Origin of the sequence: Tetragenococcus halophilus, from assembly GCF_001712815.1 — a bacterium.
Lineage (GTDB): Bacteria > Bacillota > Bacilli > Lactobacillales > Enterococcaceae > Tetragenococcus > Tetragenococcus halophilus.
Window position 1 is genome coordinate 1,086,072 of sequence record NZ_CP012047.1, and the last position, 21,208, is coordinate 1,107,279.

19 protein-coding genes are annotated in these 21,208 nt (G+C 36.6%); 18 read left to right on the top strand and 1 reads right to left on the bottom strand.

Annotated elements, in window-relative coordinates; genetic code table 11:
• Positions 1 to 31 precede the first annotated feature (31 nt).
• From AC806_RS05120 to AC806_RS05180, 13 genes are all read left to right on the top strand, one after another.
• Positions 32 to 1,693 carry a formate--tetrahydrofolate ligase gene (locus AC806_RS05120; RefSeq protein WP_069028923.1) on the top strand — a complete coding sequence of 554 codons (1,662 nt, stop codon included), beginning with the start codon at positions 32 to 34 and terminating at the stop codon, positions 1,691 to 1,693.
• A 48-nt stretch (positions 1,694 to 1,741) separates the two neighbouring features.
• Entirely contained in the window at positions 1,742 to 2,425 is a 684-nt protein-coding gene (locus AC806_RS05125; protein ID WP_069028924.1) for a CBS domain-containing protein, read from the top strand.
• A 24-nt stretch (positions 2,426 to 2,449) separates the two neighbouring features.
• On the top strand, positions 2,450 to 2,920 hold the full coding sequence (gene lspA / locus AC806_RS05130) for a signal peptidase II (protein ID WP_014124759.1): 471 nt from the start codon (positions 2,450 to 2,452) through the stop codon (positions 2,918 to 2,920).
• Complete coding sequence (locus AC806_RS05135) at positions 2,910 to 3,824, top strand: RluA family pseudouridine synthase (protein ID WP_069028925.1); 915 nt, start codon at positions 2,910 to 2,912, stop codon at positions 3,822 to 3,824. The genes lspA and AC806_RS05135 overlap by 11 nt, the downstream gene beginning before the upstream one ends.
• 211 nt (positions 3,825 to 4,035) lie before the next feature.
• Positions 4,036 to 4,578: a bifunctional pyr operon transcriptional regulator/uracil phosphoribosyltransferase PyrR gene (gene pyrR / locus AC806_RS05140; RefSeq protein ID WP_014124761.1), complete on the top strand. Its 543-nt coding sequence runs from the start codon at positions 4,036 to 4,038 to the stop codon at positions 4,576 to 4,578.
• Complete coding sequence (uraA, locus tag AC806_RS05145; protein ID WP_014124762.1) at positions 4,578 to 5,858, top strand: uracil permease; 1,281 nt, start codon at positions 4,578 to 4,580, stop codon at positions 5,856 to 5,858. Before pyrR ends, uraA begins: the two co-directional genes overlap by 1 nt.
• 25 nt (positions 5,859 to 5,883) lie before the next feature.
• Positions 5,884 to 6,786, top strand: a complete 903-nt coding sequence (locus AC806_RS05150) for an aspartate carbamoyltransferase catalytic subunit (protein ID WP_069028926.1) — start codon at positions 5,884 to 5,886, stop codon at positions 6,784 to 6,786.
• A 28-nt stretch (positions 6,787 to 6,814) separates the two neighbouring features.
• On the top strand, positions 6,815 to 8,122 hold the full coding sequence (locus AC806_RS05155) for a dihydroorotase (RefSeq protein ID WP_041591819.1): 1,308 nt from the start codon (positions 6,815 to 6,817) through the stop codon (positions 8,120 to 8,122).
• A complete protein-coding gene (locus AC806_RS05160) occupies positions 8,097 to 9,176 on the top strand; it encodes a carbamoyl phosphate synthase small subunit (RefSeq protein ID WP_014124765.1) in 1,080 nt (359 codons plus the stop codon). Before AC806_RS05155 ends, AC806_RS05160 begins: the two co-directional genes overlap by 26 nt.
• A 2-nt stretch (positions 9,177 to 9,178) precedes the next feature.
• Positions 9,179 to 12,355, top strand: a complete 3,177-nt coding sequence (locus tag AC806_RS05165) for a carbamoyl phosphate synthase large subunit (RefSeq protein WP_069028927.1) — start codon at positions 9,179 to 9,181, stop codon at positions 12,353 to 12,355.
• Positions 12,356 to 12,391: 36 nt separating this feature from the next.
• On the top strand, positions 12,392 to 13,114 hold the full coding sequence (gene pyrF, locus AC806_RS05170) for an orotidine-5'-phosphate decarboxylase (protein WP_069028928.1): 723 nt from the start codon (positions 12,392 to 12,394) through the stop codon (positions 13,112 to 13,114).
• Entirely contained in the window at positions 13,107 to 13,751 is a 645-nt protein-coding gene (gene pyrE, locus AC806_RS05175; RefSeq protein ID WP_014124768.1) for an orotate phosphoribosyltransferase, read from the top strand. The genes pyrF and pyrE overlap by 8 nt, the downstream gene beginning before the upstream one ends.
• Before the next feature lie 21 nt (positions 13,752 to 13,772).
• Complete coding sequence (locus AC806_RS05180; RefSeq protein ID WP_069028929.1) at positions 13,773 to 14,453, top strand: carbonic anhydrase; 681 nt, start codon at positions 13,773 to 13,775, stop codon at positions 14,451 to 14,453.
• A gap of 52 nt (positions 14,454 to 14,505) precedes the next feature.
• On the opposite strand, the gene AC806_RS05185 is transcribed toward AC806_RS05180, so the two are convergent.
• Positions 14,506 to 16,212, bottom strand: a complete 1,707-nt coding sequence (locus AC806_RS05185; RefSeq protein WP_014124770.1) for an NFACT RNA binding domain-containing protein — start codon at positions 16,210 to 16,212, stop codon at positions 14,506 to 14,508.
• Between the two features lie 174 nt (positions 16,213 to 16,386).
• Here AC806_RS05185 and AC806_RS05190 point away from each other — a divergent pair, with 174 nt between their 5' ends.
• From AC806_RS05190 to aroE, 5 genes are all read left to right on the top strand, one after another.
• Positions 16,387 to 16,959, top strand: a complete 573-nt coding sequence (locus tag AC806_RS05190; protein ID WP_061840552.1) for a hypothetical protein — start codon at positions 16,387 to 16,389, stop codon at positions 16,957 to 16,959.
• Between the two features lie 350 nt (positions 16,960 to 17,309).
• A complete protein-coding gene (gene trpX, locus AC806_RS05195; protein ID WP_041591820.1) occupies positions 17,310 to 18,329 on the top strand; it encodes a tryptophan ABC transporter substrate-binding protein in 1,020 nt (339 codons plus the stop codon).
• Complete coding sequence (locus AC806_RS05200) at positions 18,326 to 19,213, top strand: ABC transporter permease (RefSeq protein ID WP_014124773.1); 888 nt, start codon at positions 18,326 to 18,328, stop codon at positions 19,211 to 19,213. Before trpX ends, AC806_RS05200 begins: the two co-directional genes overlap by 4 nt.
• On the top strand, positions 19,210 to 19,974 hold the full coding sequence (locus tag AC806_RS05205; RefSeq protein ID WP_014124774.1) for an ABC transporter ATP-binding protein: 765 nt from the start codon (positions 19,210 to 19,212) through the stop codon (positions 19,972 to 19,974). The genes AC806_RS05200 and AC806_RS05205 overlap by 4 nt, the downstream gene beginning before the upstream one ends.
• A 355-nt stretch (positions 19,975 to 20,329) precedes the next feature.
• The gene (aroE, locus tag AC806_RS05210; RefSeq protein WP_014124775.1) at positions 20,330 to 21,193 is read left to right on the top strand and encodes a shikimate dehydrogenase; all 864 of its coding nucleotides are present in this window, start codon (positions 20,330 to 20,332) and stop codon (positions 21,191 to 21,193) included.
• Positions 21,194 to 21,208: the final 15 nt, after the last annotated feature.

A 21,208-nucleotide genomic window follows, 5' to 3' on the forward strand; every position in this document is an offset into this window, starting at 1 on the left:
TTTAATTGAGCTATGAAAGAAGGTAAAATTCATGTTATCAGATATTGAAATTGCACAACAAAGTAAGCTTTCTTCAATTACAAAAATCGCTGAAAAATTAGGAATCTCTTCGGAGTCTATAGAACTATATGGTAAACATAAAGCCAAAGTTTCTTTAAAAGAAGATGATGAAGCTTCTTTAGGAAAACTTATTTTAGTAACTTCTATTAATCCAACCCCAGCCGGTGAGGGGAAAACGACTGTTTCTATCGGATTAGCAGATAGTTTGAACCAATTACATAAAAATGCCGTTTTAGCTTTAAGAGAGCCATCATTAGGTCCTGTTATGGGTTTAAAAGGTGGCGCTACTGGTGGCGGTTATTCACAAGTTTTGCCTATGGAAGATATCAATTTACATTTTACTGGAGATATTCATGCTATTACTACAGCTAACAACGCGCTTTCGGCTTTTATCGATAATCATATCCATCAAGGAAATGAGTTAGGGATTGACCCCCAACAAATTATCTGGAAAAGATCTTTAGATCTAAACGATCGGGCTTTACGAAATACCCTCGTAGGGTTAGGAAATAAAGCACAAGGCGTCCCTCGGCAAGAAGGCTTTGACATTACAGTAGCAAGTGAAATCATGGCTGTTTTGTGTTTAGCTAGCGATCTCTCGGATTTAAAAGCTCGTCTAGCTCGCATTGTGATTGGCTATACTTATCAAAAAGAACCTGTGACGGTGCAGGATTTGCAAGTCGAAGGGGCTTTAGCTCTTTTATTAAAAGAGGCCATGAAGCCTAATTTAGTACAAACCATCGAACAAACGCCTGCTTTTATTCATGGCGGACCGTTTGCTAATATTGCCCATGGATGTAATAGTGTCGTTGCCACTAAAACTGCTTTACGTTTAGGTGATTATGTGGTAACAGAGGCCGGATTTGGCGCTGATTTAGGTGCGGAGAAATTTTTGGATATTAAAGTTCCTAATTTAGAAAAATCACCTGATGTGGTAGTAATGGTTGCTACTGTTCGCGCTTTAAAAATGCACGGGGGAGTAGCCGTTGATCAGTTAAATAAAGAGAACTTGCCTGCCTTGGAAAAAGGATTCGCTAATTTGAAAAAACATATCCAAAATATGCAAAGTTTTGGCTTACCTGTAGTCGTAGCGATCAATGAATTTGCTTTTGATCAAGAGAGCGAACTTTCTTTATTACAAACACTGTGTCAAGCAGTTGGAGTTAAAGCCTTACGAAGTTCTACTTGGGCTAATGGTGGACTTGGTGCTAAAGAATTAGCAAGTACAGTGGTGGATACGATCGCAGATAAAAAAGCAAAATATAGGCCACTTTATCAAAATCAACTTCCTGTAGAAGATAAAATCAAAAAAATCGCGCGCAATATTTACGGAGCAAAAAATGTGTTTTTCGAGAAAAATGCCAGAAAACAACTGGAAGATATCAAGACATTAGGTTGGGATCAATTACCGGTCTGTATTGCTAAAACCCAGTATTCACTTTCTGACGATGCCAGCTTGTTGGGTGTACCTAAAGACTTTGATTTAACGGTACGAGAAATCAGTCCTAAGATAGGCGCTGGCTTTTTGGTAGTATTAACAGGAAATGTGTTGACCATGCCGGGTCTTCCAAAAAGACCCGCAGCTTTAGATATGGATGTTGATGAAAAGGGAAATGCTAGTGGTTTGTTTTAACATACTTTAAATGATAAATACTGTCAAAATATAAAGGAGGGTTCACAAATGGGAGCGCGCGCGGACGCTTTTTTAAGCAGCTTTAATCGGATTGAAAAATGGTTAAATGACCAGTTAGATAATCCACAAAATATGGGTTTTAATCAAATGGTACGTAGACTAAGCAACCGCGAAGAATTGCCGGTAAAAACTTACGAAAATGATTTACTGCAAATTTCGCAATTACGTAATGCGATCGTCCATGAACAAATCGACGATGATTTCGTGATCGCTGAGCCGAACCAATGGATTTTAGATCGTATTAAAAAAATTGAAGCGGCATTAATACAACCAGAAACTGTTATCCCTCGTTTTGCCAAAAACGTGACAGGTTTTGAACAAGATATACCGATTATTGAATTACTAAAGATTGTGGCAGATAAACGTTATTCGCAATTTCCCTTGTATGAAAAAGGGGATTTTCAAGGATTGATTACCTTAAAAGCATTAGGTTATTGGTTTGCTAAGGAAAGAGTCAAGGGTAAAATTGACTTAAAAAATCGTACGGCAAAAGACCTGATTATTACTGACGGAAAACAAACGAATTTTGCTTTCGTGGCTAAAGACACCACGATCAATGAAGTCGAACAAAAATTTCGCAATAATGGATTGTTAGATGCTGTTTTTATTACTAAAGATGGCAATCCTAATGGTAATTTACTAGGGATCGTTCGTCCCCGTGATATCTTTTAAATTTTAAGAAATGAGGAAAAGTGATTGCTAACCATCTTTTTTGTGTTAAGTATAATAGTTATCAGTCTTGATCAATGGCTAAAATTGTGGACGGTTGCTAATCTAGGTATTGGCGAAAGTCAAAATGTAATTGAACACTTCTTTTCGTTAAACTACGTTCAAAATACTGGGGCTGCGTGGAGTATCTTAGAAGGAGAAACAACTTTTTTTACAATCATTACAATTGTTGCCGTTACTGTTGTTATTTACTTAATGATTCGTTATCGTAATGACAGTAAATTTTTAAACTTAGGGCTTGCCTTGGTACTTGCAGGAGCGGTGGGAAATTTTATCGACCGTATCCGTTTAGGCTATGTTGTAGATATGATACAAGTAGATTTTATCCAATTTCCTATTTTTAATATCGCGGATTGTTCTTTAGTCATAGGAGTTATTTGTATCTTTATTTATACAATATTTGAAGATCGTTTGAAAGGAAAAAATCATGTCGGATAAATTAGAAATTACAATTACAAAAGAGCAAGGACGGATTGACAAGGTATTATCAGAAAAGCTACCTTCTTATAGTCGGTCACAGATCCAACAGTGGTTAAAAGATGGTTTGGTTCTTTTAAACAATCAACAAGTAAAAGCAAATTATAAAGTAAGAGCTGAAGATCATTTTATTATAAATATTCCCGAAGAAAAAACATTAGATATTAAAGCTAGCGATATCCCACTTGATATTGTTTATCAAGATCAGGATGTGGCAGTGGTTAATAAGCCGCAAGGTATGGTAGTCCATCCTTCCAAGGGACATCCTGATCATACCTTGGTAAATGCTTTATTATTCCATTTAGATCACTTATCAAGTATTAATGGTGTGATACGGCCAGGGATTGTCCACCGTATTGATAAGGATACTTCAGGACTTTTAATGGTAGCTAAAAATGATCATAGTCATGCTTCATTAGCCCAACAGCTACAAGATAAAACAACTTTGCGGGAATATACAGCATTAGTACATGGTAATATTAAACATCAGAAAGGAACGATCACAGCACCTATCGGTCGTTCTAAAACGAATCGCCAGATGCAAGATGTGGTTGAAGATGGGAAACCTGCAGTGACTCATTTTACGGTGTTAGAACACTTTACAGATTTTACTTTGATTAAGTTACAGTTGGAAACCGGAAGAACACATCAGATCCGTGTGCATATGAAATATATTGGCTATCCTATTGCAGGAGATCCAGTCTATGGTCCCAAAAAAACTTTAGCGGGTAACGGACAATTTTTGCATGCGGGTGTTATTGGTTTTAATCATCCGGTAACTGATCAATGGATGACTTTTGAAGCCGCTTTGCCGGAAATCTTTCAAAAAACTTTAGCGAATTTAGAAAAACCAATTGATTTTTGAAATAAATAACTGTATAGTTGAACTAATAAAATTTCATAACTTATCCTTTAAGTTAGTCCCGTGAGGCTAAAAAGGACGTGATAAAATAGACAAAGAAGAGCAAATTTTTCATTGTTGAATTTTAATATACTTTTTTAACCATCAGTGTATACTCACTCCTGCCTCTAACGGGTAGGAGTTTTTTTATGTTTAAAAAATGGGAGGGTGTCATATGGCAAAAAAAGAAGTGATTAATGAAGTGACGATGAAACGCGCGCTCACTAGGATTACTTATGAAATTATCGAAAGAAATTATGATATCGATCGCTTGGTACTTATTGGTATAAAGACAAGGGGCATTTATATTGCTCAACGTATTGCTCAACGTTTGCAACAATTAGAAAATGTTGAGGTACCTGTGGGAGCTTTGGATATTACTTTGTATCGAGACGATAAAAGAAATCAATCAGGGCAACCAGAATTACACGATTCTGATATTCCAGAAGATTTGGAAGGAAAAGAAGTAATTGTTGTCGATGATGTATTATTTACGGGGCGTACGATTCGTGCTGCGCTAGATGCTATTATGGATTTTGGTCGTCCACAAAAAATCGCCTTAGCCGTTTTGGTCGATCGGGGGCATCGAGAATTACCGATCCGAGCTGATTTTGTTGGGAAAAATATCCCTACTTCTTCAGCAGAAGAAATTATTGTTGAAATGATGGAGACAGATGGTACAGACCGCATTTTAATCAATAAAAAAGGAGAACAGTAATGGCAGAAAAAAATGAATTTCGTAATCCAGACGCAATTTTAGATATTAAAGATCGGCCCAAATTTTTGCCTTGGATTGGTCTTAGCTTACAACATTTATTTACGATGTTTGGTGCAACAGTATTAGTTCCAATATTAGTCGGCCTTGATCCAAGTATCGCTTTATTTAGTTCGGGCGTAGGCACACTTTTATATATTCTAATCACCAAAGGAACCGTACCTGCTTATTTAGGTAGTAGTTTTGCTTTTATTACAGCTATTCAGTCATTAATGGGAAGCAGTGGTTATCCAGCTGTTGCGCAAGGAATTATCTATTCTGGGATCGTTTATCTGATTGTAGCTTTTATTATCGCAAAAGCCGGTTCTGATTGGATCGATGAAGTTTTACCACCGATCGTTGTAGGACCTGTGATTATGGTTATCGGTTTAGGGCTAGCGCAAAATGCTGCTGAAAATGCAATGTTTAATGAAGGAAATTATGATGCCAAGTACTTTTTAGTTGCCTTGGTTACCTTAGCTATTACGATCTTTTTCAATATGTTTTTAAAAGGATTTTTGAGTCTAATTCCGATTTTATTAGGGATTATTGGCGGCTATTTGTTTGCCTTAGTCGTAGGGATTGTTGACCTGGAAGCAGTAAAAGCTGCGCCATGGTTTCAAGTACCTGACTTTCAGTTCATGTTTGTTGATTATAACTTTCATTTTTCTCTAGCTGCTTTAATTAGTATGGCACCGATCGCTTTTGTAACAATGACTGAACATATGGGACACTTGATGGTATTAAGTAAAACGACAAAACGCGATTTTTTCAAATCACCGGGCTTGAAAAAAACTTTATTTGCTGATGGACTTTCGACCATTATTGCCGGTTTTATTGGGGGCCCTCCAACCACAAGTTATGGAGAAAATATCGGCGTTTTAGCAATCACTAAAGTCCATAGTGTGTTTGTTCTTGGCGGAGCCGCCTTACTAGCTGTATTGTTTAGCTTTGTGGGAAAAATAAGTAGTTTAATTTATAGTATTCCCACACCAGTCATCGGCGGTATCAGCTTCTTATTATTTGGTGTAATTGCTTCTAGTGGATTACGTATCTTAATTGACAATCAAATCGATTTTGATAAAAAACGTAATTTGATGATCACTGCAGCAGTTTTAGTGATTGGTATCGGCGGGGCATACTTGAAAATAGGCAGTTTCGAATTAACTAGTATGGCCTTAGCGACTGTTATTGGGATTATTTTAAACTTGGTGTTACCTGTAAAAGCTAGAAGTGAAGAATAAGGAGGTCAGCGTATGATCGCTCGCTCTGAAAGCGTCAGTTTTAACGATTGAAGCATTGTCTGATCAGGAAGTTATGGGATTGATCCATCGGGGACAAGCCTTTAAGAATGGGGAAGTATGGCGTCCAGAAAAAAAGCAATATTTCGCCGCTAATCTCTTTTTTGAGAGTAGCACGCGAACGCATAAAAGCTTTGAAGTTGCCGAAAAAAAACTAGGGATCGATGTGATAGACTTTGCCACTGCTACAAGTTCAGTACAAAAAGGAGAAACACTTTATGATACAGTTTTAACCATGTCAGCTATTGGGGTTGATTGTGTGGTTATACGACACAGTGATGAAAATTACTATGATGCCTTGATTCAAAGTCCTACGATCCAATGTAGTGTTATTAACGGCGGTGATGGCAGTGGTCAACATCCTACACAGTGCTTATTAGACTTGATGACAATTTATGAAGAATTTGGATCTTTTAAGGGGTTGAATGTAGCGATTGTTGGAGATATCACCCATTCTAGAGTCGCGAAATCAAACATGCAAATGCTCAAGCGTTTAGGGGCGCATGTTTATTTCTCTGGACCTAGACAATGGTATGATGAGACTTTTGATGTTTATGGTACTTATTTACCTTTGGATGAATTAATAGGTAAAATGGATGTATTGATGATGCTACGTGTTCAACATGAGCGTCATGATCCCAACGAAAGTTTCTCAAAAGAAGTGTATCATAAGAAATTTGGTTTAACAGATGATCGTGCCAAGAAAATGAAAGAGCAGGCCATTATAATGCATCCAGCTCCGGTAAATCGAGATGTTGAAATTGCGGATTCATTAGTAGAAGGGCTACAATCAAGGATCGTTAGGCAGATGACAAATGGCGTATATGTCCGAATGGCTATATTAGAAGCTATCTTACATGGAAAAGCATAATTAGCTTATTATAAAGGAGGGCAAGATGATGGATTTATTAATCAAAAATGCTTGTATGATTATCCATGATAATCAATTGAATGCAGTAGCAATATGGATCAAAGACGAAAGGATTCATGCAATTGGCAAAAATTTCGATGAAGGTTCGTTCGAACAAATCATTGATGCGAAAAACCAGCTAGTGACACAAGGTTTAGTAGATGTTCATGTCCATCTTAGAGAGCCCGGATTTACTTATAAAGAAACGATCAAAACGGGAAGTTTGGCAGCTAGTCGTGGAGGTTTTACTACGATTTGTGCCATGCCTAATTTAGAACCTGTACCTGATACTATTGAGAAATATAATCAAGTACAAGAGTTGATTTCTCAAAGTGCAGTCAATCATGTGCTCCAATATGCTCCGATCACTAAAAACTTACGAAGTGAGGATTTAGTAGATCAAGCAGCTTTAAAAAATGCTGGGGCATTTGCTTTTACTAATGATGGTGTGGGCGTTCAAAAGGCTGGTACCATGTATTTGGCAATGAAAGAAGCAGCAAAAAATCAGCGCGCAATCGTGGCCCACACTGAAGACGAATCACTACTTTTTAATGGTGTTATGCATAAGGGAGAGAAGGCGGATGAATTAGGCTTAGCTGGTATTATGAGCGCTGCAGAGTCTTCACAAATTGCTCGTGATTTACTTTTAGCGGAGGAAACCGGCGTCCATTATCATGTTTGTCATGTTTCTTCAAAAGAAAGCGTGCGGGTGATCCGAGAAGCTAAAAAAGCAGGGATCCAGGTTAGCTGTGAAGTTTGTCCTCATCATTTATTATTTGCTGATGAAGACATCCCTAAAAACCACGGCTACTGGAAAATGAACCCGCCATTAAGAGCTAGAGAAGATCAAAATGCACTTATCGAAGGTTTACTAGATGGTACAATCGATTGCATCGCGACTGATCATGCGCCTCATAGTTTTGCGGAAAAAAACCAAGATTTTAATCATTCTCCTTTTGGTATTGTAGGCTCAGAATATGCTTTTCAATTAATTTATACTGCCTTTGTTAAAAAAGGGATCTTTACCCTGGCTCAAGTGATCGATTGGATGGCAATTAAACCGGCGGCGTTGTTTGGTTTAACGGTTAATCGTTTGAATGTTGGTGATCCCGCGGATTTAGCAATATTTGATATTGAGCATAGTTACACCGTCGATGAGAAAAAGTTTTTATCAAAAGCAGAGAATACGCCATTTATTGGCAGAGAACTTTTTGGAGATACCCTTTATACACTGGTAAATGGAAAAATTGTTTGGCAAGGTGGGAATCAAAATGGATCGTTGGCTAATTTTAGATGATGGCACTTGTTTTGAAGGTAAAGGATTTGGTGCCCAATTAAACGTTTTTGGCGAAATTGTTTTTAGTACGAGTATGACTGGCTATCAGGAGACGATCACCGATCAAAATTTTAACGGACAAATTATTACTTTTACCTATCCAGTAATCGGCAATGTCGGGATTAATCGGGATGACTATGAGTCCCTTTCGCCGGCTTGTAAAGGAATCGTAGTAAAAGAGTATCCTCGTCTGGCAAGTAATTGGCGTTATCAGATGTCACTTTCTGAATTTTTGGCTAGAAGAAATATTGCTGGTATCGCCGGGATTGATACACGTGCATTAATGCATAAAATCCAGCGCTCTGGTACTATGAAAGCTAGTATCGTAGATTCTGGAGATACTTTTACACATGCTTATGATCAATTAAAAGCCAATGTATTACCCACAAATCAAGTAGAACAAGTTTCTACACAAAAGCCTTACCCAAGTCCAGGGACAGGACACAATGTAGTGATTATTGATTTAGGATTAAAACATAGTATTATGCGAGAGTTAGCTAAGCGTAATTGTAACTTGACCGTTATGCCACATGATAGTTTAGCTGAAGAAATCTTAGAATTAGCACCTGATGGCCTTGTTTTAACGAACGGTCCAGGAGATCCTAAAAGTATTCCTGATGTAATAGAAAAAATCCGCCAAATTCAAGGAAAAATTCCTATTTTTGGGGTGGGTTTAGGGCAGCAGTTATTCGCTTTAGCTAATGATTGTGATACTTATCAGATGAGTTTTGGACATCACGGACAAAATTACCCAGTGAAAGAAAAAGCGACTGGGCGTATTGATATGAGCTCACAAAGTCATAGCTTTGCTGTTAAAAAAGATTCCTTAGATAGAAAAAGACTTTTAGTGACTCATTACAACATAAACGATGGTAGTATTGAGGGGTTAAAACATCGTCGTTATCCAGCCTTTACCGTGCAATTTAATCCAGACGCTGCACCAGGACCTCACGATACTTTACATGTATTTGATGAATTTATCGAAATGATGGACGCACAAAAAGGAGCGGTTTAGCTTTGCCAAAAAGAACAGACATTAAAAAAATATTGATCATCGGTTCAGGCCCGACTGTTATTGGTCAAGCTGCCGAATTTGATTATACCGCCACACAAGCTTGTATCGCTTTAAAAGAAGAGGGTTATGAAACGGTCGTGGTTAATTCAGATCCTGCGACTATTATGACAGATAAAGAAAATGCCGATCATATTTATATTGAGCCTGTAACCACAGAATTTCTCTCGCGCGTGCTAAGAAAAGAATTACCAGATGCCATCTTGCCGACTTTTGGCGGGCAAACTGCTTTAAATCTTGCAGGTGAGTTGGTCGCTTCAGGTATTTTAACTGAGTTAAATATAGAAATTCTTGGAACAAAAAATTCAGTGATTGAACAAACAGAAGATCCAGATCTACTTAAAAAATTATTAACTTCATTAAATCAACCTGTACAATCTTTACAAGTGGTTACTACAGAAAAAGAAGCGCTTGCTTGTGCAAATGAAATAGGTTATCCAGTTTTTGTACGACCTTTATTAACCTTAGCAGGGGCAGCTAGTGGTATTTGTTATAACGAACACAGACTTAAGCAATGTATAGCAGAAGGTCTTAATTTATCACCTGCTGGACAATGTATAGTTGAACAAAGTTTAAGTGGCTTTAAGGAAATTGAATTTGAAGTTTTACGCGATTCTGCAGACAATGCTTTAGCGGTTGGAAATATAGAAAATTTTGACCCGGTAGGCATTCATAGTGGAGATTCCCTAGCTTTTGTTCCTAGTCAAACTTTAACTGATCATGAATACCAATTATTGCGTGATGTTTCACTACAAATTATTCATGCGTTAAAAATCAATGGAAGCTGTCATGTGCGTCTTGCGCTTGATCCTCAAAGTTTTGACTATTATGTATTAGATATTAATACACGTTTAACTCGTTCAAGTGTACTCATCGGTAAGGCAACAGCTTATCCAATTGCCAGAATTGCGGCAAAAGTTGCTATAGGCATGTCCTTAGCTGAGATAAAAAATCCAATGACAGAAATGACTTCTGCTAATTTTGAACCTAGTTTGGATTATGTCGTGACCAAGATTCCGCATTGGCCATTTGATTTAAGAAAAAGCGCACAATGTCAATTGAATACGCAGATGAAGTCTGTAGGTGAAGGAATGGCTTTAGGACGAAATCTAGAAGAGTCGTTATTAAAAGCAATCCAATCATTGGCTGATACTTCTCATATCGAGCTTGTCTCTTTAAAACAACTCACTGATGATGATTTAACACAAAAAATCGTGCATGCACAAGAAGATCGCTTATTTGCTTTAGCTGAGAGCCTACGTCGAGGTTATAATACGATTGAGGAACTGGCAGAAATCACAAAGATTGATTTGTTATTTTTGGACAAGATCGCTCATATTGTAGAAATCGAAAGTCTATTAAGCGAAAGAAAAGATGATTTTGATGTGTTAAAAGTTGCTAAGCAAAACGGTTTTTCTGATCAAAAGATTGCACAATTATGGCATACTGAAAAAGAAAAAATTCTGCATTTTAGAAAGCAGCAAGGTCTCTCTGCCGTATTTAAAATGGTGGATAGCTGTGCAGGTGAATTTATCGCTAAAAGACCTTATTTTTATAGAAGCTATGAAACAGAAAACGAAAGTAGCAGTAAACAAAAACCTGCAATTTTACTTTTAGGAGCCGGTCCTATTGGCATTGGACAAGGTCTTGAATTTGATTATGCTAATGTCCAGGCTATAAGTGCTGTACAACAAGCTGGTTATGAGGCAATCGTTATTAACGATAATCCTAGCAGTCTATCTACCGATTTTATGATCGCAGATAAATTATATTTTGAACCACTCACTTCTGAAGCAGTATACGATATCGTCGAACAAGAAAAACCGGTGGGTGTTATAGGACAATTCGGAGGTACATCAACTTATCGCTTAAGTGAAGAACTTGCTGAATTAGGGATCAATTTATTAGCTATGGACTTAAACAAATTACAAGAGATAAAAGATCCGCTAAAATTTGATAGGATGTTAAAAACACTAGAAATAAATCCGCGGCAAAGACAGGTCGTTTCTACAGAAAAAGAAGCACTTGCTAGCGTTGAATCGATGGGCTTTCCTATTGCTATACGTTCCTATGATTTATTCAATGAGGATAATGTGCGTCGTGTTGATGAAAAAGAAACACTTGCTGTTGGTTTAAACTATTTGAAACACAAGGGGGATAGCCCACTACTAGTGGTTGAAAACTATACTTCTGTTAGAGAATGTGAGGCTGACATTATTTATGACGGTAGCACCATCTTTATAGCTGGTATTACCGAATATATCGAGCGATCAGATGTACATTCTGGAGATTCAATCACAGTTTATCCAGCGCAAAATTTTTCTAAAGAAGTTTTACAAAAAGTTGAAGTCTATAGTAAACAGATAATAAAGCATCTTGATTTAATCGGTGTTATGAACATTCAATTTGTCATTTCTGAAAACCAAGTATATGTGAACAGGGTGTTGCCATATGCGAGTCGCTCGCTTCCATTTTTGAGTAAGATTAAAAAAGTCCCGCTAGTACAAATTGCAACAAGGGTGATTTTAGGTGATAAGCTGGAGGATATGGAGTATAATATGTCTTTAGCTAGCAAGGAGTTTTATGTGAAAGCACCCGTTTTTTCCTTAACAAATTTAGTAGCTACTGATAGTTACTTAAAACAGGAAATGAAATCTACTGGCACAGTGATGGGATCAGATATAAGCTTAGAGAAAGCTCTATATAAAGCTTTTGCGGCGGCTGGTTTAGCTATTCCGGAATTTGGGTCCGTGTTATTTACTGTAGCAGATAAAGATAAGGAAATGGCTTTGCAGTTAGCACAAAGCTTTTCTGAAGTAGGCTTTAATATCACCGCAACACAAAAAACTGCAGAATACTTTGATGACCATGGTTTAAAAGTACGTAAATTAGCGAAATCGTCTACTAAAAATGAACAGACAATATTCGAACGTTTAGAAAATGGCCACATTCAAATGATTATCAATACGGTAAGACCCAATCGTCAAAACGTTTCTTATAATAGTCTTGCAATTTTTCGCAAGGCCGTAGAGCAAGGTGTTGCTGTATTTACTTCATTAGATACTGTAGTCGCTATTTTAAAAGTGATCCAATCCAGGTCATTTTCAACGAAAGAAATTTAACAATGGTAAAATAATAGGGTAGAGAGGATAGAGAAAATGATTGAACGTCCGATAATTGCTTTAGATTTTTCTTCTAAAGCTGAAATCAAGACTTTTTTAAATAAATTCCCACAAGATGAACCTCTTTTTGTTAAAGTGGGCATGGAAATTTTTTACCAAGAAGGTCCTGCTATTGTTGAGTGGCTCAAAAAAGCTGGACATGATATTTTCTTAGATTTAAAATTACATGATATTCCCAATACAGTGCAGCGGTCAATGATAGGCTTAGCTAAAATGGGTGTAGCTATTACCACTGTACAGGCAGCCGGCGGCCATCAAATGATGCAAGCAGCCAAGCAAGGATTAGATAAGGGAACACCTGCAGGACAAACCCCGCCTCAAGTAATTGCTATAACTCAGTTGACCTCAACAAGCCAAGCGCAGATGCAAAAAGAACAATTAGTACAAGCAAGTTTGGAAGAGAGTGTACTCCATTACGCTAAAGGCGCGCAAGAAGCTGGTTTAGACGGTGTGGTTTGTTCAGCTTGGGAAGCACAAAAAATTCATGATGTAACTTCTGAAAATTTCATATGCCTAACACCTGGCATTCGTCCGTACGGAAAAGCTGCAGATGATCAAAAAAGAGTAGTATCGCCTGGTAAGGCTTACTTAATGGGCGCTAATGCGATTGTAGTGGGAAGACCTATCACCTTAGCTGATGACCCTTATAAGGCTTATCAAAACATTAAAACAGATTGGAATGATATAGCAGATGAATAATAGCGAAAAAACAATTGCGCAAAATTTGTTAGATATTGAGGCGGTTTTTTTAAGTCCCAACCAACCGTTTACTTGGGCTAGTGGTATAAAAAGTCCAATTTATTGTGATAACCGTATCACAATGAGTTATCCTAAAGTAAGAAAATTAATCGCTACTGAACTCGCTAAAAAAATTAAAGAACAATTTCCTGACACGCAAGTCATTGCGGGCACCGCAACAGCGGGTATCCCGCATGCAGCTTGGGTGGCTGATATTTTGGATTTACCGATGATTTATATTCGTAGCAAGAAAAAAGATCACGGGAAAACCAATCAAATTGAAGGAAAAATAGCAAAAGGGCAAAAGGTTGTTGTCATCGAAGATTTGATTTCAACAGGTGCTAGCGTTTTGGAAACTTGTCGCGCAGCCGAAAATGAAGGGGTTGATGTATTAGGTGTGGCAGCGATTTTTACCTATGAGTTGCAAAGCGGAAAAGATAACTTTAAGAAAAATAATATGCCGCTTATCACATTGACCAATTATTCTACTTTAATCAATACAGCTTTAGCTGAAAATTATATCGAAGAAAACGAGTTACAGTCATTACAAGCTTGGAAAAAAGACCCTGATCATTGGGCGAAAATGGAACAAAAGTAAAATAAAGAAAGGAATTCTTTTATGTCACAAATCTGGAGTTATACAGGCGATACTGGACCAGAATTTTGGCCTGAACTTTGTGAAGAATTTTATACAGCAGCTCAATTTCCTTTACAATCACCTATTGCATTATCTTATGAAGAAACACAAGCTTTAGAAGAAGCACTTAAATTTACTTACGTTGAACAAAATAAAAATATTTATGTGCAAAAAGTAAACGAGACGATGCACTTTGTTCCCGTAGATGCAGCAAGTTTTGTTGAATTTGCCCAAAATCGTTACTATTTAACAGATATTCATTTTCATATGCCTAGTGAGCATGTAATCAATAAACAACAAGCGCCTTTAGAGTTTCATCTAGTACATAAAGACGAAGGTGGGAATCCTTTAGTTTGTGCTGTACTTTTTGATTTAGTTGAAAATGAAGACAAAAAATGTAATAAGGACAAGTTGATATTAGAGGCTGATAAAGATAAAGAACAATTACTAAATCCTGAGATTTTTTTGCCGGAAAATATCACTTATTTTCATTATGAAGGTTCACTTACAACCCCACCTACCCAAGGACCCGTTCAGTGGTTTGTTTTTGATCAAATAGGCGTAATGAGCCGCTCTTTGATCGAAGATTTTAAAACCAGTCTTTTACCTAATAATCGCCCTTTGCAAAATAAAAATCAACGTCCCATTTTTTATAAAAAATAAGAAAACCACTAAAGTCTGATCATTCACATCAAGCTTTAGTGATTTTCTTATTTTATTCTTTTTTTAATTGATCGATATCCGCTTTACTAGGGGTAACAAAATAAGTATTTTGGTTTTCATAAATAACAAAGCCGGGTTTAGCGCCATTAGGTTTTCTGATGTGTTTTACTTGAACCATATCCACTGGTACTGAAGAAGAAAAACGATATTTAGAAAAGTAAGCCGCCAGTTTAGCCGCTTCTATGACCGTTTCTTCGGCAGGGTCAGCACTTCGAATAATCACATGCGAACCTGGAATATCTTTAGCGTGTAACCAGTGGTCGGTTTTTTTGGCGGATTTCATGGTTAAACGATCGTTTTGTAAATTATTTTTTCCGACCAAAATTGGCGTTCCATCGCTTGCAAGAAAGTGTTCAGGTTGAGACTTTTTCTCTTGTTTTTTCTTCTTCTTACTAGGGGACTTAATATAGCCTTGTGTAGTCAATTCTTCCCTAATTAATTTTAAATCGCTAGGAGAAGCTAGTTCAATTTGTGCCATCACTGATTCTAAATAAGCCAATTCATCCTTGGCATCTTTGATTTGTTGACCGACAACTTTGACAGCATTGCGTAACTTTTGATAGCGTTGAAAGTATTTTTGCGCATTTTGACTAGGCGAAAGGGCAGGGTCTAAAGAAATCTTAAGTGGTTGATTTTCATTATAATAATTAGCTAGTTCAACTTGATCTTTCCCTCGAGGCACTTGATTCATAAATGTGGTTAAAAGTTCGCCTTTTTGTCGAAATTCTTCTGCATTTTTGGAATCTGCCAAGGTTTTTTCCCGTTTTTTTAGTTTTGTTTGATTGCGTTTAATCTCATTTTCAACTCTTTTAATCAAAAAGTTCCCTTGCTGTTTCACCCGATCTCTTTCTGCTTTTTCTATATAAAAGGAATCTAACAATTGACTTAAGCTAGGATAAGTGTCATGTTCAATTTGTTGTTGTTCTAAATGATGATAAACAATGGGGGTAAAAAATTCCCTTTTTTCGGTTTTTGTATAAGTCGGTTGTGTGTGTTGGGTTAATGCAGTAAAAAAGTCAGACCAAACAGCGATTTTTTCATTGGGCTTTTCGTTTAAGCGAAAAGCTAGTTCATCAGCTGTATCTCGACCTAAACCTTGAAATTGCGTTTGCAGCGCTTTTCCTGTTACTTCCTCAAGTGTTGACAGTCGATCAAAGATCTGCGTATCATCTGCAGTAAACGGATTGAGCACTTCTTGTTTGGGAGGCGCGATATAAGTAGCTCCTGGTAAAAGGGTGCGATAGGTATTTTGCGATAATCCGATATGTTTAACGGCATCTAAAATTTTGCCCGTTTCTTGGTTTAATAATAGGATCGTACTGTGTCGACCCATTAACTCGACTACTAACACGATATTTTCCAAATCTCCCAGTTCGTCACGATGGGAAAAGGTAAGATGTATAATGCGATCATTAGCTACTTGTTCAATAGACTGTAAAATAGCACCTTCTAAGTACTTTCTTAACATCATAACAAAATTAGGAGGTGTTGTTGGGTTATCATATCGCATGTTTGTTAGTTGAATTCGAGCATAATTAGAATTGGCGGAAAGTAATAATTTATGATTTTGACGCTGCACGCGTACAATTAGTACAATTTCATGGTCATAAGGTTGCTGAATTTTATGAACACGTCCATTTTGTAACTGGTTAGCCAACTCTTCTACCATTAAATGGGTAAATATACCATCAAATGACATGATATTCCCTCATTTCTTCAATTTGTCTTTATCTATTATAACGAATTATAGAAAAGAAAACAAAATGTAACACAAAAATAATCAAATGTTTTTGTGATAGTGCTTGACGTCAGTATTTATTTACTGCTAGTATAAATTAAAATGACAAGTGTTAAAGCAGGTGGAAATGGGTTTATGATAAGTCGGTTGGTAAAAAAAATAAAAAATAGCCTGCAAGCTTTATGGCATGGTTTTGCAGATACAATAAATGCGAATAAGAAAAAGAGTATTTTAGGTGTATTTCTTGCCCTTTTGCTGGTAATAGCTCTTACTTTTCTTACCTTAACGGTTAATAGTAAAATACGTGCTGCACAAATGGATAATCTAATTTATGAAGATCTTCCAACAAAAAAGATTGTTCCTTTTTCCTATGGAGAAGGGGATAAAATGATTAATGAAAAAAAAGCAGTTTCAGTGATGTTTGCTAAACCTAATCAAACAGAAACAAGAAAAGCGCTACAAATCATTAAGCAAAAAGAAGACGAGCTTAATCGAAAATTTTATTACTATCCTCTGGTTTATCAAACACCAGAAATTAAAAATACTTATAATATAGCATCTGATGAAGTCACTTTTGTTTTTTTCCAAAACGGTGAAGAAAAAAATCGTTTTACATTAAACTCAGTGAAAGATCCGAAAGAAAATTTCATCCCGGAGTTAAATCGGCTGCCTATGTGGAATATTGAAGTAGAAGAAAATAAAAAATAGTTGACGTAAAATAATGAATCAGTTATGATTAATTCAATTAATAAGGAAGGGAGCAAAAGCCATCATGAAAAACGTTTATATTAAGCAAGTAAGACAAACATGGCAAAGCTGGTACAAAACGTTGTATTGATAGGTTTTTTATTCTTCCTATAGATACAACTTTTTAGAAGAGCACTCTAAAGTTTTGTATCTATGCCGGTCTACATATAAGAAAACGCCGCATAGATCATTCATCTATGCGGTTTTTGTTGTTAAGACAGTTGCCGCAAAGACAATTGTCTTTTTTTATTGTATGAAAAACTTGTCGTGTTCTTTTTAACGTTAAAATGTTTAAAGAAAGAGGAAAGCCAATGAAAAATAGAGGACTTATTTTAACTATTATTGTCTTATTTGCAACACTTATTATTACCTTCGTTTTTGAGATGGGTAAATCAAGCAATGTAGATCAGGCAAATACGGACAACGAAAATAAAACTGTAGGAATATTGCAATATGTCAGTCATCCTGCTTTAAATGAAATCAGACGAGGTGTAGTAGATGGGCTTGAAGAAAACGGCTACACTGAGGGTGAGAATTTAACGATTGAATATCAAAATGGTCAAGCCGACCAAAGTAAGTTAGAAACAATGAGCCAACAATTGGTACAAGATTCGCCTGATGCTTTAGTGGGGATTGCTACTCCAGCTGCACAAAGTCTGGCCAATACTACAGAAGATATCCCTACTGTTTTAGGTGCCGTTACTGATCCGGTGGGGGCAAACTTGGTCGATGACATGGACGAGCCTGGCGGCAACCTCACTGGAGTGTCAGATAAAGCGCCCGTGGATCAACAAATGGAGCTAACCCAAGAACTACTGCCCGAAGCGGAAAAAGTGGGGATTTTATATTCCTCTACTGAAGACAATTCAAAATACCAAGTAGCCGAAGCGACAAAAGAAGCGGAAAAAGCAGGTTACCAAGTAGAAGACTATCCTGTGCCTTCAGCTAATGAAATCACCCAAACAGTACAGACAATGGGAGATGAAGTGGATATGATTTACATTCCTTTAGATAATACTATTGCTAATGCTATGCCTACAGTGGTAAATGAGGCAAATCAAAAGGATGTTCCTATTATTCCTTCGGTCGATAGCATGGTTGAACAAGGCGGTCTGGCTACTATTGGCGTAAATCAGTATGATCTAGGTGTTAAATCCGGTGAAATGCTAGCCGATATACTTGATGGTGATGCAAATCCTGCAAGCACACCTATTTATACTTTTGATACAGGAGACGTTATCGTTAATAAAGAACAAGCAGAAGAGTTAAATATCGACTTACCTGAATCAGTGACAGATGAAGCGACTTATGTAGAGGGGGAAGACGAATGATCATATCATCAATTGGACAAGGTTTATTATGGAGTGTACTTGGTTTGGGGATTTTTATGACCTATCGAATTCTGAACTTTCCGGATATGACAACTGAAGGTTCATTTCCACTAGGTGGCGCTGTCTGTGTTACAGCGATCATTAACGGTTTTTCACCCGTTGTTGCTACACTCTTAGGTGTTTTAGCAGGGATGTGTGCTGGACTTGTCACGGGCTTTTTGTACACCAAAGGGAAAATCCCGGTTATTTTATCAGGAATTCTTGTCATGTCAGCTTTGAATTCGGTAATGTTATTTGTTATGCAGTCACCTAATTTATCTTTATTGAATCAATCCAATGTCTTGAACTTCTTTACTGATATGAACTTGCCGCCCAACTTTGACACGGTATTTCTCGGTTTATCGGTTGTTATTGTCATTATTGCTATTTTGTTCTTTTTCTTTAGTACAGAATTTGGCCAAAGTTATATCGCTACAGGGGATAATGAAAATATGGCTAAATCATTAGGGATTAAGACAGATCGAATGAAAATTACCGGTTTAGTACTTTCCAATGGTGTAATTGCTTTATCAGGTGCCTTAATCGCACAAAATGATGGCTATGCCGATGTAAACAAAGGGATAGGTGTTATTGTGATTGGTCTATCTTCGATTATTATTGGAGAAGTTTTATACGGAGAATTAACATTTTTTGAACGTCTACTGGCAATTGTAATCGGAAGTATCATCTATCAATTATTGATCTTATTGATTATTCGTCTAGGCTTTGATACAACTTATCTGAAACTATTTTCTTCTATCGTCTTAGCTATATGTCTATTAATTCCACAATTTAAAGAAAAACTACGATTAAAAACGGGCTTTGAAAGTGAGGGAGAAAAATGAGTGTTTTAGAAATGCAAAATGCAGCGAAATTAATTAATAATGGTCCTAAGGAAAAGAAGGTTTTATTGGATCATATTAATCTTTCTATTCAAGAAAACGAATTTATCACTGTTTTAGGTGGTAATGGCGCCGGAAAAAGTACTTTATTTAATACAATTTCTGGTACTATGCCCTTATCTTCCGGTAAAATCCTTATTGAAGATCAAGATGTTACACAAGAAAGTGAAGAAAATCGCGCTTCACTTATCTCCCGCGTCTTTCAAGATCCTAAGATGGGAACAGCGCCCAGAATGACGGTCGCAGAAAATTTATTATTAGCGAAAAGTCGTGGAAAAAAGAGGCGTTTTCGCTTACGTCAATTAAAACAAAACCTAGATAATTTTTATGATCTAACCAAAGAAGTTGGTAATGGGCTAGAAAATCATCTAAATACGCCTACAGGTGATTTGTCAGGGGGGCAAAGGCAAGCTTTGAGTTTATTGATGGCAACTATTCAAACCCCAGAATTGTTACTTTTAGATGAACATACAGCAGCTCTTGACCCTAAAACTTCTAAATTATTGATGAATATTACTGCTCAGCGAATCAAAGAACAACAGTTAACTTGTTTAATGATTACCCATCGAATGGAGGATGCATTACAATATGGTAATCGTATGATTGTCATGCAAAAGGGAAAAATTATTCAAGATTTAAATGAAAAAGAAAAGGCTAAGCTGACAATGACTGATTTGTTGCAATTTTTCGAAGAAATCAATTGAAAATTAAAAAAATTGTTGACATTCTTCTAGCTTAGCTCTATACTAAGTTCAATCTCAATTCAGTTTGGAGCGATTTTTTATGATAAAATTAATGCAAATACAACTGAATAATTATTTCTTTAGCTATTTTAGATAGGTTTGTATTCATAAAATCGTGGATACAAACACAACAGCGTTTGTATCTATGATGGCTAGAGGATTTTGAGTTGACAAAAGGCCGCATAGATCGATAAAAATCTATAGCGAGCCTACTGATAAATTTCAATGATGTAGACACTTATAAAGGTGTTCGCTATAGTTTTTTAACTTAGCGGACACCTTTTTTATTTTAAGGTATTTTAAAAGGAGGAAAAAAATGGAAGTACAAATTAATGGAAAAACTAGATTAGTTGGGTTTTTTGCTTGTCCAGCCCAACATAGTCTATCACCTAAAATACAAAGTTTAGCTTTTCAACTGACAAATTCAGATGCCATTTATCTTGCTTTTGAAATACAAGAAGGTCAGATAGAAGAAGCCTTAAGATCTATATTTACTTTTAATATGTTAGGCGCTAATGTATCAATGCCTCATAAAAATACCGTATTACAGTATTTAGATCACTACTCCAAGAGCTGTCATTTGATTGGTGCAGCCAATACTATTGTTTTACGCGATAAAAAGCTATTTGGGTATAACACTGATGGCATTGGTTTTATGCAAAGCCTACAAAGTGCAGGGATCAATTATAAAGGTAAAACAATGACTATTTTAGGAGCAGGAGGCGCTGCCACCGCTATGGTTTGCCAGGCAGCTTTAGAAGGAGTGACAAAGATTCATATATTTAGTCGTGCAGGCCCACGCTTTGAACAAATGAAAGAAAAAGTCAAGGGTATGCAAAGACAAACATCTTGTAGCGTCACGCTAAACAATTTCTATGATGATGAACGCTTTAAAAAAGCGGTGGCTAATTCAGATATTTTAGTCAATGCTACGAGTATAGGTATGAAAGAAAATGAAAGTCCAATCAATGATTTTTCGGTTATAAGAGAAGATTTAGTGGTTTATGATGCGATTTATCAGCCTAGAGAAAGCTATTTATTAAAACAAGCAAAAAAACAAGGGGCCAGGACTTTAAATGGATTAGGAATGTTGTTATATCAAGGAGCTGCTTCTTTTGAATTATGGACCCATAAAAAAATGCCAGTAAAAAAGATTCAAACGATTTTAGAAGAAATATAAAAAGGTAGGGAATAA